The organism is Jeotgalicoccus nanhaiensis (genome assembly GCF_015235105.1).
In the GTDB taxonomy this organism is placed as follows: Bacteria; Bacillota; Bacilli; order Staphylococcales; family Salinicoccaceae; genus Jeotgalicoccus; species Jeotgalicoccus nanhaiensis.
Map to the genome: position 1 here is coordinate 397,844 of NZ_JADGLW010000001.1, position 14,427 is coordinate 412,270.

A 14,427-nucleotide genomic window follows, 5' to 3' on the forward strand; every position below is an offset into this window, starting at 1 on the left:
TTATACTGCACAGCTCGTACATTCTTCGACACTGAGTAATTTATTTCTCGTGTAATACAGTGATTTCAATCCTTTGTGATGTGCATAGATATAATATTTCGCAAGCTCTCTCGTAGAGATATCCGAGTTTACGTAAAGAATCGTGCTGATTCCCTGGTCAATATGCTGCTGAATTGTTGCAATCATATCGATTAGTTTCATCTGGTCTGTATTGAACGCACTCTTGTAGTACCACATTGTCTCTTTAGACAGGAATGGCATCGGGTAGAATGTTTCAGAGTTGCCGTAAGTTCTGCGTTCGATCATATCGACAATCGGCATTACCGAACTCGTTGCATTTTGCACGTAAGAGATACTTTGTGTCGGTGCAATAGCAAGACGGTAAGCATGATAAAGACCGTTTTCTTCAACTTTCTGCCCAAGCTCCGCCCAGTCTTCTTTAGTCGGAATATGGATGTGTTCGAATAATTCTGCAACCTTATCCGACTCAGGTGTAATATCTTCTTTAATATAACGCTCGAAGTATTTTCCTGTCGCGTAGTCTGAACGTTCGAAGTCTTTAAATGTGACGCCGCGTTCTTTTGCGATTTCCATAGATTTTTCAATCGAGTGGAAGTTCAGCATCATAAAGAAGATGTTTGCAAAGTCTCTTGCTTCAGATGATTCGTACGCAATTTTATTTTTAGCGAGATAGCCGTGAAGGTTCATTGCACCAAGACCTACAGAGTGCAGTTCATCGTTTGCTTTCTTAACGCCCGGTGCGTTTGCGATCGATGTATCGTCACTTACCAGTGTCAGTGCCTCGATACCTTCATGCACAGTTTCTTTCACCTTGCCGGAATCCATTACGTTCGCAATGTTCATGGAACCAAGGTTACATGAAATATCGCGTTTGATAACGTCTTCTGTGCCGTAGTCGTTAATTTCAGATGTTTCCTGCAGCTGGAAGATTTCAGTACATAAGTTACTGATTTTAATCTGTCCGATATCGCCGAGAGGATGCACTTTGTTCGCATTGTCTTTGAACATTAAGTACGGGTAGCCCGACTGCAGCTGCGTTTGAGCAATCGTGTTTAACATGTCACGCGCATCATACTCGCGTTTTTTAACGTTGTCATTCGCAACAAGCTGGTCGTACATTTCGTCCATGTCCATATCGTCAAGAGCCATACCATATTCGCGTTCCACAGTGTGCGGAGCGAACAGGCTGAACGGTTTGTTGTCGCGTGCCAGTTCAAAGAACTTCGACGGTACAACAAGCCCTGTTGAAATTGTCGACAGACGGATGTCTTCATCCGCGTTTACTTTCTTAGTGTCGAGGAACTCAGGCAGGTCATAGTGGAAGATGTTTAAGTAAACAGCTCCCGCACCCGGACGCTGACCGAGCTGGTCTGCGTAGCTGAATCCGCCTTCCAGTGATTTCGCTACAGGCAGAACTCCTTTAGCTACACCTTCGATACCTTTAATTGCTTCGCCGCGTGCGCGCAGTTTTGATAAGTTAATCGCAACACCGCCGCCGATTTTACTTAATTGTTTGGCAGTTGAGTCGATATAGTTAATCGAGTTCAGTGAATCATCAACTTCGAGCAGGAAACATGATACCATTTCACCGCGACGTGCACGGCCTGCGTTTAAGAAGGTCGGAGTTGCCGGCTGATAACGCTGTTCCATCATCGATGTGATAAAACGCTTGGCAGTTTCAATATTGCCTTTTGCAAGGTACAGACTGACAATCACAACGTGCTGTCTGTAATCTTCCAGGTACTGTTTTTTATCGTTCGTTTTTAAAGTGTAATCTTTAAAGAACTTGCTCGCTGCCATGTAGCTTTTGAATTTGAACTCAATAGCATCTGCATGATCAATAATATCCTGAAGAGCCGTTTCGCTGTACTCTTTGAATAAATCGTAATAGAAATCGTTGTCCACGAGGTAATGCAGCCTTTCTAATTCCGAGTCAAAATGGATAGTCTTCGCTTCGACTTCCTCCATGAATACCTCAAGTGCCTCAAGGTCTTTCTCCAGTTTGTAAAACCCTGTTTCGTCGCGCTGCGTGACTTCGTTATTCAGTTCAACGTGGTTGTAAGTTTTTTCATCTAATACTTTCATGCAATTCCCCTGCCCTTTCTAATTCAACTATAAATTGTGCGCGCTCCTCCGGTGTGCCGTGAAGTTCAAACTTCATCAGGAGCGGTACGCTGTAATCGCTGCTTATATACTCGCCCGCCCTGGCAAAGTTCTGACCCCAGTTCCGGTTGCCGCTAGATGCGACTGCGACTAGATTATAAGAGTTTACTTTTAAAAATTCCTTAACAGTATCAGGCACAGCTCCGAAACCGTATGTCGGTGTAACTAAAATATAAGACTGATCGATTTTATCTCTGACATTGGCGGCTGTTATTTGATATAATTCATAGGTGTCCGGAATGTCCATACTATTTAAGAAACGACGGATATTACCTGTCATTGAATAATAAGCAATAATCACTTTGTCATCTCCTTTCGAGCATAACACAAACAGAACGTATGTTCTATGCGATGTTTGTTTCCATTACTCGCTTTTTACTTGCTTTCTATGCTGATACCACTACATATTGTGGTCGAAACATTTTACAGACACAATATATGTGCTTGAACATGTTCTATAATCTCATATTAAACTGCCATTAGCAATGTAAAAAACTGCCTTCTCTAAAAATTTCACGCTAAATAAATGGAGATAAAACGCCGGAAGTCACGGTGGATAAGTGATGGCAAGAATGAATTTTTTTCATAAAAAATATAACGAAATTTTTATCCTTTTTATTTGTTGAAATTCCTGAAATTATCGTACAAAACAAGTTGGAGTGTTGTTAATGAATAATGTTGTAAAAGGTATCATCGCACTGATTATTTCTTCTCTCGGATTTAGTCTGATGTCCCTTTTTGTAAAATATTCCGGAGATCTGCCTACAGTGCAAAAAACTTTCTTCAGAAATTTCATCTCGATGCTGATCGCGCTCGCGCTCGTTCTCTACTACAGAGAGAGCCTGTTCGGAAAACGGGAAAACCAGGGCTGGCTGCTGCTGCGTTCCGCGCTCGGCCTGGTCGGTGTGCTGTTAAATTTCTTCACTATCGACCGGATGGTTCTGAGCGATGCAGATATCTTAAATAAACTCAGTCCGTTCTTCACTATAATACTTTGCGCCATATTTTTAAAAGAATACATACGGAGATTCCAGCTGATTTCAATCATCATCGCGCTGGTCGGGGCAATCTTTATTATTAAACCGTCATTCTCGAGCGATACAATGTTTGCGCTCATCGGGGTGCTCGGCGCAATATTCGCAGCCGGAGCTTATACGGTGCTCCGGATTTTAGGCAGCCGGGAAAAGTTCTATACAGTAGTATTTTACTTTTCATTCTTCTCGACTGTCGCTCTCCTGCCGTTCTTTATCTACCAGTTTGAACCGATGACGATGAACCAGTTCTGGATGCTTATTCTGTCAGGAGTTTTCGCAGCTGTCGGCCAGTTTGGCCTGACGATTGCATACAGCTTCGCACCGGCGAAAGAGATATCTATCTTCTTCTATTCAACGATACTGTTTACTGCACTGTTCAGTATTATCGTCTTTAATGAAGTACCGGATATGCTGTCAATTCTCGGCTATATTATTATTTTCGCGGCAAGCTACTATATGTATATGAAAAACCGTCCCAAAAAACTAAAGGTCACCGGCAAGAAAAACAGAGCATCTTGATTGGAATAATTAGTGAAGTCCCCGGTTCAATATGAGCCGGGGGCTTTTTGTGCGGGCGTCGTCGTTAGGGCCAACGACGACGTTCAAAACGGTCTGGATGTCGTCGCTCAAATGAACCACGACGTTCAACGCCGTCTATACGTCTTCGCCGGAAAAACGACGACGTTCAAAGCGGTCTGGATGTTGTCGTTCAAATGAACCACGACGTTCAACGTCATCTATACGTCTTCGCCAGAAAAACCACGACGTTCAAGTTCTATTAAACTGAATACAGCCGGCAATTCACCGGTCCATCCTCAAATAAAAATGCCGGGACCTAATGTCCCGGCTTAGAAAGCCCCTTCATCTATATGCTTTTCTTGCCGCCGTGCTGCTGGATTTCTTCCAAAAAGTACGGGCAGTAGTGTTTCAACTTGTAGTTGCCGACACCCTGAATATGCATCATATCCTGTTTAGTCTGCGGCATTTTTTTCGCGAATTCTTTCAGTATCTGATCGGTAAATATCGCATCTTCATCCAGCTTATACTTATCTGCGAGTCCTTTACGGGTATCGAGCAGTTTATCGTATAAAATTTCGTTTGGCGATGAGTCCGTCGAAACGTCGACTCTTTCGTTGTAATGTTTCCGGTACGGCACTGTGTACAGTTTCACTTTACGGTCGAGAATATCAAAGCTCTTTTCAACGAGGTACATTTTATGGCCGGCATAATGTACATAGCCGCGCATGATAAGCTCCTCGACAAGATGGTTTACCTCGCTCGTGCGGTATGAGTCCAGCACACCGAAGCTTTCTTGCGAATCGAGACCCCGCGCCATGATATTATCTGCACTTTCGCCGCGGAGAACCTGAATCACGAGTTCTTTCGACAGCTGGCCGTCGGCATCCCGAATCAGCTCCAGTATAAGACGGGCTTCTGTCGTCATCGGTTCGGTGCGTTCATCCGACAGACAGCTCGAACACTGGCCGCACGCTTCAACGTACTCGTTGTGGTTGAAATATTTAACGATAAAACTGCTCAGGCATTTACTCGTTTTATTATACTGTAGCATGAGGTCCAGTTTTTCACGCATATGATCTTTATACTGGTCAGAAGCAGTCGCCCGGTCGATAAAGAACTGCTGCAAATTCACATCGCGCTGCGTCGACAGTAATATACAGTCACTCGGGAGCCCGTCGCGTCCTGCACGTCCTATTTCCTGGTAGTAGCTCTCAAGGTCGCCCGGTAAGTTAAAGTGAATAATGTAGCGGATATCCGGCTTATCAATCCCCATACCAAAAGCGTTCGTCGCGATAACAATTTTCACTTCATCGGACACGAATTTCTGCTGGTTGTCATTTCTTTCTTTTTTGCCGAGTCCGCCGTGGTAAATTACATTCTCAATCTTATTATCTGTCAAATAAGTCGACAGCTTTTCGACTTCAGCCCGTGTTGATACGTAAATAATACCCGATTTCCCGGGTCTTTCCTGTATATAAGATAAAATAAACTGTTCGCGCTGATAAGTGCCGTTTACCGACAGTTTTAAGTTCTCACGTTTTACACTTGTCTTAAAGACCGCATTGTTTTTAATATTGAGCAGTTCCTGAATGTTTTCTTCAACTTCTTCAGTTGCTGTCGCTGTTACCGCAATAATCTGCACGTCAGGCAGCAGTAACTTTAGCTCAGGGATAATACTCTGATAGCTTGGTCTGAAGTCATGTCCCCATTTTGAGATACAGTGAGCCTCATCAAAGGCAACAAACGGTATTTCTGCATGGCGGACAGCTGTTTTAAACGCTTCATTATTAAAACGCTCCGGCGCGACATATAAAAACTGCAGTTCTCCGCGCACGAGGCGGCCCATGACATCATTTAAATCCCGCTTTGACATCGTGGAGTTAATACATTCGGCGCTGATGCCGCGGCGTTTCAGCGAATCCACCTGATCCTGCATTAAAGAGATCAGCGGTGAAATAACAAGCGTCGTGCCTTCGAACATCAGACCCGGAATCTGATAGCACAACGATTTCCCCGACCCTGTCGGTAAAATGCCGAGCGCATTGCGTCCTGCTAAAATGTTTTCGATAATTTCCTGCTGGCCGTATCTGAATTTTTCATACCCAAAATATTTTTTTAAGATGGCTTCCATAAAATATCATTCCTACATTTATGTATGTCGTTCTTATATAATTTATCTGCTATATTATACATTATTTTGCTTAAAGTTTGTTGCATTTTGCGTTAATAATTCTAGTAAAAAAATCTCCTGCTGCATTCCACCGGAAAGTGACTGCATTAACAGGAGATTTTAAATAAATATTTTTTTACATTTTCTCTTTGACGAGTTCTTTGGAGATTTTATAATCGATAGCTTTAAAGAGACTGTTCACCCATAAGTAATGTCCATAAGCTTCCGCGTGCGCGTCGCTTGCATCGATTGCTTTAAATTTAATTTTAGAACCGCGGCGTTTTTGCCCGAGTTTGTGCATATGATAGCTTGGAATCGTTCCGATATGCGTTAATTCGGTCTCTGCGCTAAAATCATTCAGCGCAATCGTCGGCAGATTGTTTTCCAGATACACTCCGCCGAGCACTCCCGGATTGACACAGTCAGTGCCCGCAAAGTCAATTTCCTGGCCTTCGACCGACAGCTGAATACGGTTTTCTTCTTTGGTTACCGTGTATTCGCGTTCTTCGAGTTTCTCGTATACTTCATCCGGCACATCCGGACGCTTGACGATATGATAAGTATCGGATAAATAAACTTCGACAAGAGAATAGACGCCGATACCCCAGCTGACTTTCCGCTTGTTGCTCATCATATGGAAAATCTCATCATGCAGTGCTGTATAGTTGCGGCGCATAATGATTTCGTCTCCCGATTTCAGCACATTTGATTTCTCAACAGCAATACCGCCGGCAATCGCAAGATACAGTCTATTGCCGCGTGTCGATTCCTGAAATGATAAAACGTCACCGCGGTCCACGTGGTAAATACGGTTCGGCTGAATGTCATCTTCGCTGACTCTGCCGTTAAAATCCCCGCCTGAATAAGCGATAATCGTCGGTTCGGTAAACTGAATGACCGCAGGCTGCCCCGACATTTCAAGCGTCGGTTCATGGACGTCATTGCCGACCAGCTTATTTGCCAGCATCGGCGACAAACTATCAACCGCTCCGTTGTATTCATTATTTTTCTGGTCGTTATCAGTATGTTTGTCAACGGTCTGCAGAATCGTTAACAGGCCGCCTTCCTGTATAATTAAGCTCATCTTATTTACCTCCGCTTACACTGTCAAGCACAGGTTCTACTATGGAAATGATATAGGATGCCGGTTCAATTGTATTTTCATTTTCCATTACTACAACCGGATCATAGTAAAAACTGACTGTGTTTTTTGTAAATGCCACTTCCCCGATGTAGGGGTTGTCGATATGCAGTCCATTCTTGTCGTACTGCACTTTAATATTTTTAATTACTGATGCATCTTCCTGATAGGTAATTATTTTATCTCCGTTTGCAAAAATCATGAGTCCACTCCTCTTATCGGTAAAAGAATTCCAGTTCGCCGGCAACGTATTCCGTAAAGCTGCCCACAGCGATGCCAAAAACAATGATTGCCAGAATGACACCGGCGAAACCGATTGTGATTCCGACGATCTTAACGTCATTTCTAAATAGGTACGTGACGATAAAGTGCGTCAGTACAACGATTGCAACAATAAGTAATATTAAAATTAATGTAAACATAAGCCACCTCATTCCGCGAGTGTGATTGCCACCCATTCCCGCGCACTGTTTATCATGAATAAGTCAATTTGCCCTGAATCGTACTTATGACAGAGAGTATTCATCGGTATGTTCTGTTCCGTAATTACACCTTCATCAATTAAAGACTGTCTCATCACACCCGGAAGGATGCCCGCGGAGACCGGAGGCGTGTAATACTCTCCAGCTTCTTTAACCACTATACTGCCGATATTAAACTCAGTAATATCTAAGTTATCATTATAATATAAAATGACTTCAGAATCATTTGTTTTCCCGCTGTACTGATGTCTGACCGTCGTTTTATGCGCGATAAAATCCGGCGCGCCCTGAATCGGCGCTGCAGCGAACACTGCTGTCAGCGGCTCGCTGTCAGGGGCGAGAGGCTCGTGGCTGATTTTTAACTGCCCTGCCGCAGAAAGTACTGCCCGGAGTTTAAATGTTCCTCGATCCAGTTTATTTTCTTCTATATAAGCTGCGGTTGCTGCCTTAAAATCAGGCTGTTCAAAATTAAAATGCCTGACACTGCTCTTAAGACGGGCAGCGTGATAATCCAGCCGCTTAACAGTTCCATCTTCAAGCCGCATCGTTTCGATGAGCTCGTACTGTCCCTGCTTCAGAAATGATGTTTTATGCAGTATTTCCTCGAATTCAGAAGAAGCCTTTGAATCGTAGGTAATGCCGCCGCCCGCACCGTATATATAACGGTCTCCGGTAATCGTCAGCGTGCGGATTGGCACGTTGAAGACGCATGAGTTATCCGGATACAGAAGGCCGAGCGCGCCGCAGTAAAAACCGCGCGGTGTCTTCTCTAAGCTCTCAATCAGGCGCATCGTCATCTGTTTCGGCGCGCCGGTGATCGATCCGCAAGGGAACAGCGCATCAAAGGTATCATTTAACGTGATGTCACCCCTGACATCAGCTTCCACCGTTGAAATCATCTGGTAGACTGTCTGATACCTTTCAATCGTAAATAATTCTGCCGCTCTGACCGAATCAGGCTTCGCGATTTTAGATATATCGTTTCTTAAGAGATCCACAATCATAACGTTCTCCGCCTGATCTTTTTTGGAATGTCTTAAAAATTCATAGCTTTTTTTATCTTCTGCCGGATCTTCAAACCTCGGTGCGGTACCTTTCATAGGCTTCGTTAAAATTTTGCGGCCGGCATCCATTTTAAAAAACAGTTCCGGCGACAGGCTGACGATTTTTTTATCATTATAATCGAGATACATCGCATAGTCGCCGTTGTTTTGACTGCTTAATTTTAAAAACAGCTGGTGGCTGTCGCCGGTAAAATCTCCGTACAGACGTGTCGTATAGTTCACCTGATACGTATGACCGTCGAGGATGTAATTCCTGACTTCTTCTATATTATTTTCAATTTCCTCCCGCGTTTCACTGAGACGGGGTGCGCTCATCTGATAACTTTCAGGTTTCCTGCCGTTTAAAAATTCAGCGTACGACACTGTTTTATCGTAAATGCCGATAAAGTACTCGTCTTTTTCATAAGTGACGGCGATGACCGCGTAGTAACCGTCTTTCTGGTACTGCTCCGCTTTATTTAAAGCAGTTTCAAACGGGGTGCTGTTCGTTATGACTGTCACTGGATTTATAAAATACAGGTTTTCAACCGTGCCGTTTTTCTTAAATTTTGTATGTGCTCTCATGACTTTCCTCCACTGCAATTCGTATAAAGTTATTGAGCTGCGCTCTGCCGTGTTCTGACAAGACCGCTTCTGGATGGTACTGGACGCCGAAAATCGGATAGCGTTTGTGCTGAATGGCCATATTAATACCATCTTCAGTGCGGCCGGTAATGTTAAAATCGCTAAGTTCCCCCGAACATGCTAACGAATGATAGCGGCAGCCGGCAAGAGGTGACGGGAGGTCTTTGTACAATCCTTCTTTGTTGTGATATACATCGGAAACATGGCCGTGGACCGGCCGTTCACCGCGTGACACTTCCCCGCCGAACATATGCCACAGCATCTGATGACCGAGACAAATGCCTAAGACAGGCAGCTCTCTGTAATATTTTTCGATAAATTGAAGAACTTCCGGACGGTCTTCAGGATGTGACGGTCCCGGAGAAATAATCAGCCCGATAATATTGAAGTCATCTATTAATTTATCGTTCAGCTGGTCAGGTGTAACTACTTTAATACCCGCCTTGTATGGATTGTTCTCAATGTAATGAACGAGATTATATGTAAATGAATCGTAATTGTCTATCATTAATAAATTCACTGGTCTTCTCCCTGCATGTAATTTATTTAATAATATCATATACAATTCAATTTCAATAACACAATAGGTACAGAGGAGGATGAAAACCGGACGCCTATCATGTAGACTTGAGAGTAAAGAAATAAATATCGTGATTTAGTCAGAAGGGTGATCTATGTCTAAGGGGAAGTCCAGAATCTGGACGAAAGATTTTATTATTATTGTTATAGCGAACTTTTTTATTTTTACATCATTTCAAATGACACTCCCGACACTGCCGCTGTACGTTCAGGAAATCGGTTCAAATGAAACCTGGGTCGGCATCATCGTCGGAATCTTCACTTTCTCAGCACTCTTAATCCGTCCGTTCGGCGGCAAGCTTTTGGATACGACAGGCCGGGCGCCTGTATTTTTAATCGGGCTCGCTATACTCGTCCTGTCGTTGTACTCACTTGCAATCAGTACAACTATATTAATTCTTGTCATCGTGCGGATTGTTCAGGGTGTCGGCTGGGGACTGTCGAATACCGCATCCGGCACTATCGCATCTGACCTGGTGCCGAAAGACCGCCGGGGTGAAGGTCTCGGATTTTTCGGACTGAGCGGTAATCTCGCGCTCGCTATCGGTCCCGCGCTCGGGCTGTTCTTAGTGGACCACATCGAGTTTTCAACACTGTTCATTATTTGCGGCTCGCTCACGCTGATTGCTTTAGTCCTCGCCTTAAATGTGCGCTACGTGAAGCCGGAACCGCTGACGGATTCCGAAATCCAGGAAGATGCCGATACTGCTGAGCGTTTTAATTTCATTGAGAAAAGAGCACTTCCTGCATCCGCACTTTTATTTTTCATTACTTTTACATTCGGGGGCATCGCAACCTTTCTCCCTGCCTATACTTTCCAGCAGGGCTTTCAGTCCCATTATATTCAAATCTATTTCGTACTCTATGCCCTGGCACTCGTTACGACGCGCTTCTTTGCAGGGCGCATCTACGACCGTCGCGGCTTGCCAATCGTCTTTATACCGGGAATTATTTTAATCATTTCAGGACTCACACTGCTCGCCATCCTGAACAGTCCTGTGTATCTGTTTGCCGGCGCGATTCTTTACGGGCTCGGTTTCGGGACAGTTCAGCCAGCTCTGCAGGCCTCTGCCATAAATTCCACACCGATTCGAAAACGCGGTATGGCGAATGCCACTTACTTTTCCGCCTTTGATTTAGGTGTCGGACTCGGTGCTATTACATTCGGGCTCGTTGCGCAATATGCAGACTACAGTTCGATATACTGGATCAGTGCGGGAAGCGGCGTACTGTCCCTGTTACTGTTCTTTATCTTAAAAAGCACCCGGAGAATTATATAAAAATTGTGTCCGGAATGTTTACGTCCTCCTGAAACAGGCAATGTATTCTAGTAGAACATCGCATTTATAAATTTCAGGAGGTAATAAGAATGGGTTGGTTATGGACAATAATAGTAGGCGGAATATTAGGCTGGTTAGCAGGTCTGATTGTAAGTAAAGATATCCCATTTGGTATTATCGGTAATATTTTAGCGGGTATCATCGGTGCTTCAATCGGTAACGCACTCGGCTTAGACATTGGACCTACCATTGGCGGCATGAGCGTAATCGGTACACTCGTCGGAGCAATTATTTTAATTCTTGTTGTATCATTCATCTTTGGAATGTTTAAAGGCAACAAAAGAGCATAAGTAAATATTTTAAATTGAAGCGGAATCCTAAGTAGGGGTTCCGTTTTTTGTTGCGGTTTTGTCGAGGGTCGGGCTTTTTCCACTTCATTATGAGCAAGGTCGCTCGCAAAAACATGAGCTTGCTCATTTTACTCACCATTATGAGCAAGGTCGCCACTAAAAGCACGAGCCTGCTCATTCTTCACCCTATTATGAGCAAGGTCGTCCGCAAAAACACGAGCCTGCTCATTTTCCACGCCATTATGAGCAAGGTTGCCATCAAAAGCATGAGCTTGCTCATTTTCCACTCCATTATGAGCAAGGTCGTCCGCAAAAACACGAGCCTGCTCATTTTCCACGCCATTATGAGCAAGGTTGCCATCAAAAGCATGAGCTTGCTCATTTTCCACTCCATTATGAGCAAGGTCGCCACTAAAAGCATAAGCTTGCTCATTTCCTCAACGCTGCATCCTTCCTGCACCCTCAAACCGTCTACTTCTCCCCATTTTTGCTATAATTGAAATGTATCTTATCATTCATTATCAGTAAGGAGTTTTACACATGAAGAAGTTTATCAACGCAACGATTTATGGTGATCCGGATTCAACTGAAATTCTAGTTGAAGATAAGCAGTTTAAAGCGGTCGGCAGCAATCTCGGAGATGCTGATGAAGTTATCGATCTCGAGGGTAAGCTTGTGCTCCCGCCTTATGTTGACCCCCATCTTCACCTGGATTATATTTTCTCAGGTCTCGGAGAAGGTAACGCCAACGTGTCCGGCACTTTATTTGAAGGAATTCAGCGCTGGAGCGATAACAAAAAGGATTTAACTGAAGATAAAGTACGCGAGAGTGCCTTGAAAGGCATTCAAAAAGAAGTGAGCCACGGTGTACAGTATATTCGTACACATGTCGATGTGACGGATCCAAACTTAACCGGCATGAAAGCTCTGCTTAAATTGCGTGAAGAGTTAAAAGATATCGTGACGCTGCAATTAGTCGCTTTCCCGCAGGAAGGCTTCTTCAGATATAAAGGCGCAGCGGACTTGGTCAGAAAAGCACTTGAAATGGGTGCCGATGTTGTCGGCGGCATTCCTCATTTTGAAATTTCATACGAGCACGGTGTAGAGTCTTTAAAACAGATTGTGGATCTTGCGCTCGAGTTCGATGTCATGATTGATATTCACTGTGACGAAAATGATGATCCGAACAGCCGCTTCTTAGAAGTGCTGAACGCCCTCGTGATGGAAAAAGATTACGGCAAGAAAACAACAGCGAGCCACACGACGAGTTTCGGTGCGGCTGAAGCAAGTTACGCAAACAAGATGATGGGCTTATTTAAAGAGTCCAAAATTAACTTTATTTCCTGCCCGACAGAGAACGCACACCTGCAGGGGCGCGGAGATGTTTATCCGAAACGGCGCGGTTTAACCCGCGTTAAAGAACTGCTTGAGAACGGCAATAACGTTGCTTTTGCCCAGGACTCTATTGCGGATTACTGGTATCCGCTCGGCAACGGCAATATGATGAACATTCTCGATAACGGCATTCATCTGGCACATTACACGCATATCGATGAGATCAAGCAGGCCCTCAACCTTATTACGACGAATGGTGCAAAAGTGATGAACATAGAAGATTACGGCATCAAGGCAGGCAATTCAGCGAACTTTATCGTGCTGGACGCAGCAGATGCTTACGAAGCAGTACGCGAGCGTGCAGAAGTCCTCGCTTCGGTTAAAAACGGCGACTACTTATTCAAACGGGAAGTCCGCAAAAATGAAATCGAAGTCGATTTTCTAAGCAAATAAAATAAACGCTGTATGGAGTCAAGCTCCATACAGCGTTTTTTACTTTATGCTCCCCAAACTTCGTCGGAGATTTCTTTTACCAGCTGAAGTTTTGCCCACTGCTCTTCTTCAGTCAGATTATTACCTTCTTCGGTTGAAGCAAATCCGCATTGCGGGCTGAGACATAATCTGTCTTTATCGATGTACTTCGCCGCTTCTTCGATGCGCGCCTTAATATCTTCTTTATCTTCAAGTTCAGGCACTTTCGATGAAATCAGCCCAAGCACAACCTGTTTGTCGCCGCTCACTTTGCTAAGCGATTCAAAGCCGCCGGCGCGTTCTGTATCAAACTCGAGATAATAGCCTGCAACATTTTCTTTGCCGAAGAGCTCATCCGACACTTTGTCGTATGCACCTGATGATGCCCAGGTTGAACGGTAGTTGCCGCGGCAGACGTGTGTTGTAATTGTCAGTCCTTCAGGCTTTCCTTCAATCGCGCTGTTATTCAGTTCAACATATTGTTCGCTAAGTGATTCAATCGTCAGACCGTCGGTTCTGTCTTTCCAAAAATTCTCATCGACAATCATGCCCCACGTGCAGTCATCCAGCTGCAGATTCGTACAGCCCGCTTCATGCAGCTCTTTAATGAAGGTGCGGTAAGCCGCTGCGATATCCTGAAGCAGCTCTCCTTCATCCGGATAAATTTCTTCTGTCGCCGCTTTAATTTCCGGACGTGTCAGCTCTCTTAAAAACTGTGCAGGTGCCGGAATCGTCTGGCGTGCAATAACGTCTCCATCTGCAAACTGATTAACAAATTTAAAATGTTCGATAAACGGATGATTCTCTCCGCTGATTTTTCCTGTCAGGCGTGCTGTTTCAGCTCTCGTTTCGACAGCAACAAAGTTATAGCCATTCTCAACATCAGATTTTTCAACGCCGTTAAGTCCCCAGAAGAAATCGAGATGCCACCACGAACGGCGGAATTCTCCATCTGTAATTGCCTGTAAGCCGATATCTTTCTGTTTTTGAACTAATTCTTTAATCGCTTCGTTTTCAACTGAAGTCAGTTCATCCTGTGAAATGCTGCCATTTTTAAAATCCTCGCGTGCTGCTTTTAATTTAGCGGGACGTAAAAAACTCCCGACGTTATCAAATTTAAAAGGTGCTGTTTTTACTGCTACTGGTGACATAGCTGACCACTCCTTCATTTCTTTAATATAATTGTATAGTAGC

14 protein-coding genes are annotated in these 14,427 nt (G+C 44.2%); 4 read left to right on the forward strand and 10 right to left on the reverse strand.

All coding sequences use genetic code 11. The features are described from left to right. Both nrdE and nrdI read right to left on the reverse strand, forming a co-directional pair. The gene (nrdE, locus tag IR135_RS01930) at window positions 1-2,106 is read right to left on the reverse strand and encodes a class 1b ribonucleoside-diphosphate reductase subunit alpha (RefSeq protein WP_135096192.1); all 2,106 of its coding nucleotides are present in this window, start codon (window positions 2,104-2,106) and stop codon (window positions 1-3) included. Beyond that, a complete protein-coding gene (gene nrdI, locus IR135_RS01935) occupies window positions 2,090-2,485 on the reverse strand; it encodes a class Ib ribonucleoside-diphosphate reductase assembly flavoprotein NrdI (RefSeq protein ID WP_135096194.1) in 396 nt (131 codons plus the stop codon). Before nrdI ends, nrdE begins: the two co-directional genes overlap by 17 nt. Before the next feature lie 367 nt (window positions 2,486-2,852). On the opposite strand from nrdI, the gene IR135_RS01940 reads away from it, so the two are divergent. Then, window positions 2,853-3,737 (forward strand): DMT family transporter, encoded by an 885-nt coding sequence (locus tag IR135_RS01940; protein ID WP_135096196.1) that lies wholly within the window; start codon window positions 2,853-2,855, stop codon window positions 3,735-3,737. 346 nt (window positions 3,738-4,083) lie between these two features. Here the strand turns inward: IR135_RS01940 and recQ are convergent, their stop codons facing one another. From recQ to IR135_RS01970, 6 genes are all read right to left on the reverse strand, one after another. Beyond that, window positions 4,084-5,868 (reverse strand): DNA helicase RecQ, encoded by a 1,785-nt coding sequence (recQ, locus tag IR135_RS01945; protein ID WP_135096198.1) that lies wholly within the window; start codon window positions 5,866-5,868, stop codon window positions 4,084-4,086. A gap of 175 nt (window positions 5,869-6,043) precedes the next feature. Next, window positions 6,044-6,991 carry a hypothetical protein gene (locus tag IR135_RS01950; protein ID WP_135096200.1) on the reverse strand — a complete coding sequence of 316 codons (948 nt, stop codon included), beginning with the start codon at window positions 6,989-6,991 and terminating at the stop codon, window positions 6,044-6,046. A 1-nt stretch (window position 6,992) separates the two neighbouring features. Next, window positions 6,993-7,250 carry a hypothetical protein gene (locus tag IR135_RS01955; RefSeq protein WP_135096202.1) on the reverse strand — a complete coding sequence of 86 codons (258 nt, stop codon included), beginning with the start codon at window positions 7,248-7,250 and terminating at the stop codon, window positions 6,993-6,995. Between the two features lie 13 nt (window positions 7,251-7,263). After that, the gene (locus IR135_RS01960; protein ID WP_135096204.1) at window positions 7,264-7,470 is read right to left on the reverse strand and encodes a hypothetical protein; all 207 of its coding nucleotides are present in this window, start codon (window positions 7,468-7,470) and stop codon (window positions 7,264-7,266) included. An 8-nt stretch (window positions 7,471-7,478) separates the two neighbouring features. Beyond that, window positions 7,479-9,158 carry an aminodeoxychorismate synthase component I gene (gene pabB / locus IR135_RS01965; RefSeq protein WP_167753337.1) on the reverse strand — a complete coding sequence of 560 codons (1,680 nt, stop codon included), beginning with the start codon at window positions 9,156-9,158 and terminating at the stop codon, window positions 7,479-7,481. After that, complete coding sequence (locus IR135_RS01970) at window positions 9,136-9,738, reverse strand: anthranilate synthase component II (protein ID WP_209307404.1); 603 nt, start codon at window positions 9,736-9,738, stop codon at window positions 9,136-9,138. The genes pabB and IR135_RS01970 overlap by 23 nt, the downstream gene beginning before the upstream one ends. A gap of 154 nt (window positions 9,739-9,892) precedes the next feature. Here IR135_RS01970 and IR135_RS01975 point away from each other — a divergent pair, with 154 nt between their 5' ends. Together IR135_RS01975 and IR135_RS01980 are read left to right on the forward strand one after the other, a co-directional pair. After that, window positions 9,893-11,077, forward strand: coding sequence for an MFS transporter (locus IR135_RS01975; protein WP_135096210.1), 1,185 nt, complete (start codon window positions 9,893-9,895; stop codon window positions 11,075-11,077). Between the two features lie 89 nt (window positions 11,078-11,166). Beyond that, window positions 11,167-11,427, forward strand: coding sequence for a GlsB/YeaQ/YmgE family stress response membrane protein (locus IR135_RS01980; RefSeq protein ID WP_135096212.1), 261 nt, complete (start codon window positions 11,167-11,169; stop codon window positions 11,425-11,427). A 128-nt stretch (window positions 11,428-11,555) separates the two neighbouring features. Here IR135_RS01980 and IR135_RS01985 read toward each other — a convergent pair whose 3' ends face one another. Continuing rightward, window positions 11,556-11,816 carry a hypothetical protein gene (locus tag IR135_RS01985; protein WP_135096214.1) on the reverse strand — a complete coding sequence of 87 codons (261 nt, stop codon included), beginning with the start codon at window positions 11,814-11,816 and terminating at the stop codon, window positions 11,556-11,558. Between the two features lie 151 nt (window positions 11,817-11,967). Between IR135_RS01985 and IR135_RS01990 the strand changes: the two genes are divergently transcribed. Further along, window positions 11,968-13,215 (forward strand): amidohydrolase family protein, encoded by a 1,248-nt coding sequence (locus IR135_RS01990; RefSeq protein ID WP_135096216.1) that lies wholly within the window; start codon window positions 11,968-11,970, stop codon window positions 13,213-13,215. Window positions 13,216-13,259: 44 nt separating this feature from the next. Here the strand turns inward: IR135_RS01990 and IR135_RS01995 are convergent, their stop codons facing one another. Further along, window positions 13,260-14,384 carry a 5-methyltetrahydropteroyltriglutamate--homocysteine S-methyltransferase gene (locus tag IR135_RS01995; protein WP_135096218.1) on the reverse strand — a complete coding sequence of 375 codons (1,125 nt, stop codon included), beginning with the start codon at window positions 14,382-14,384 and terminating at the stop codon, window positions 13,260-13,262. Between the last annotated feature and the right edge of the window lie 43 nt (window positions 14,385-14,427).

Coding starts and splice junctions, on each gene's coding strand:
- nrdE (WP_135096192.1), bottom strand. CDS start 2,106: ATGAAAGTATTAGATGAAAAAACTTACAACCACGTTGAACTGAATAAC.
- IR135_RS01940 (WP_135096196.1), top strand. CDS start 2,853: ATGAATAATGTTGTAAAAGGTATCATCGCACTGATTATTTCTTCTCTC.
- recQ (WP_135096198.1), bottom strand. CDS start 5,868: ATGGAAGCCATCTTAAAAAAATATTTTGGGTATGAAAAATTCAGATAC.
- IR135_RS01950 (WP_135096200.1), bottom strand. CDS start 6,991: ATGAGCTTAATTATACAGGAAGGCGGCCTGTTAACGATTCTGCAGACC.
- IR135_RS01955 (WP_135096202.1), bottom strand. CDS start 7,250: ATGATTTTTGCAAACGGAGATAAAATAATTACCTATCAGGAAGATGCA.
- IR135_RS01960 (WP_135096204.1), bottom strand. CDS start 7,470: ATGTTTACATTAATTTTAATATTACTTATTGTTGCAATCGTTGTACTG.
- pabB (WP_167753337.1), bottom strand. CDS start 9,158: ATGAGAGCACATACAAAATTTAAGAAAAACGGCACGGTTGAAAACCTG.
- IR135_RS01975 (WP_135096210.1), top strand. CDS start 9,893: ATGTCTAAGGGGAAGTCCAGAATCTGGACGAAAGATTTTATTATTATT.
- IR135_RS01980 (WP_135096212.1), top strand. CDS start 11,167: ATGGGTTGGTTATGGACAATAATAGTAGGCGGAATATTAGGCTGGTTA.
- IR135_RS01990 (WP_135096216.1), top strand. CDS start 11,968: ATGAAGAAGTTTATCAACGCAACGATTTATGGTGATCCGGATTCAACT.
- IR135_RS01995 (WP_135096218.1), bottom strand. CDS start 14,384: ATGTCACCAGTAGCAGTAAAAACAGCACCTTTTAAATTTGATAACGTC.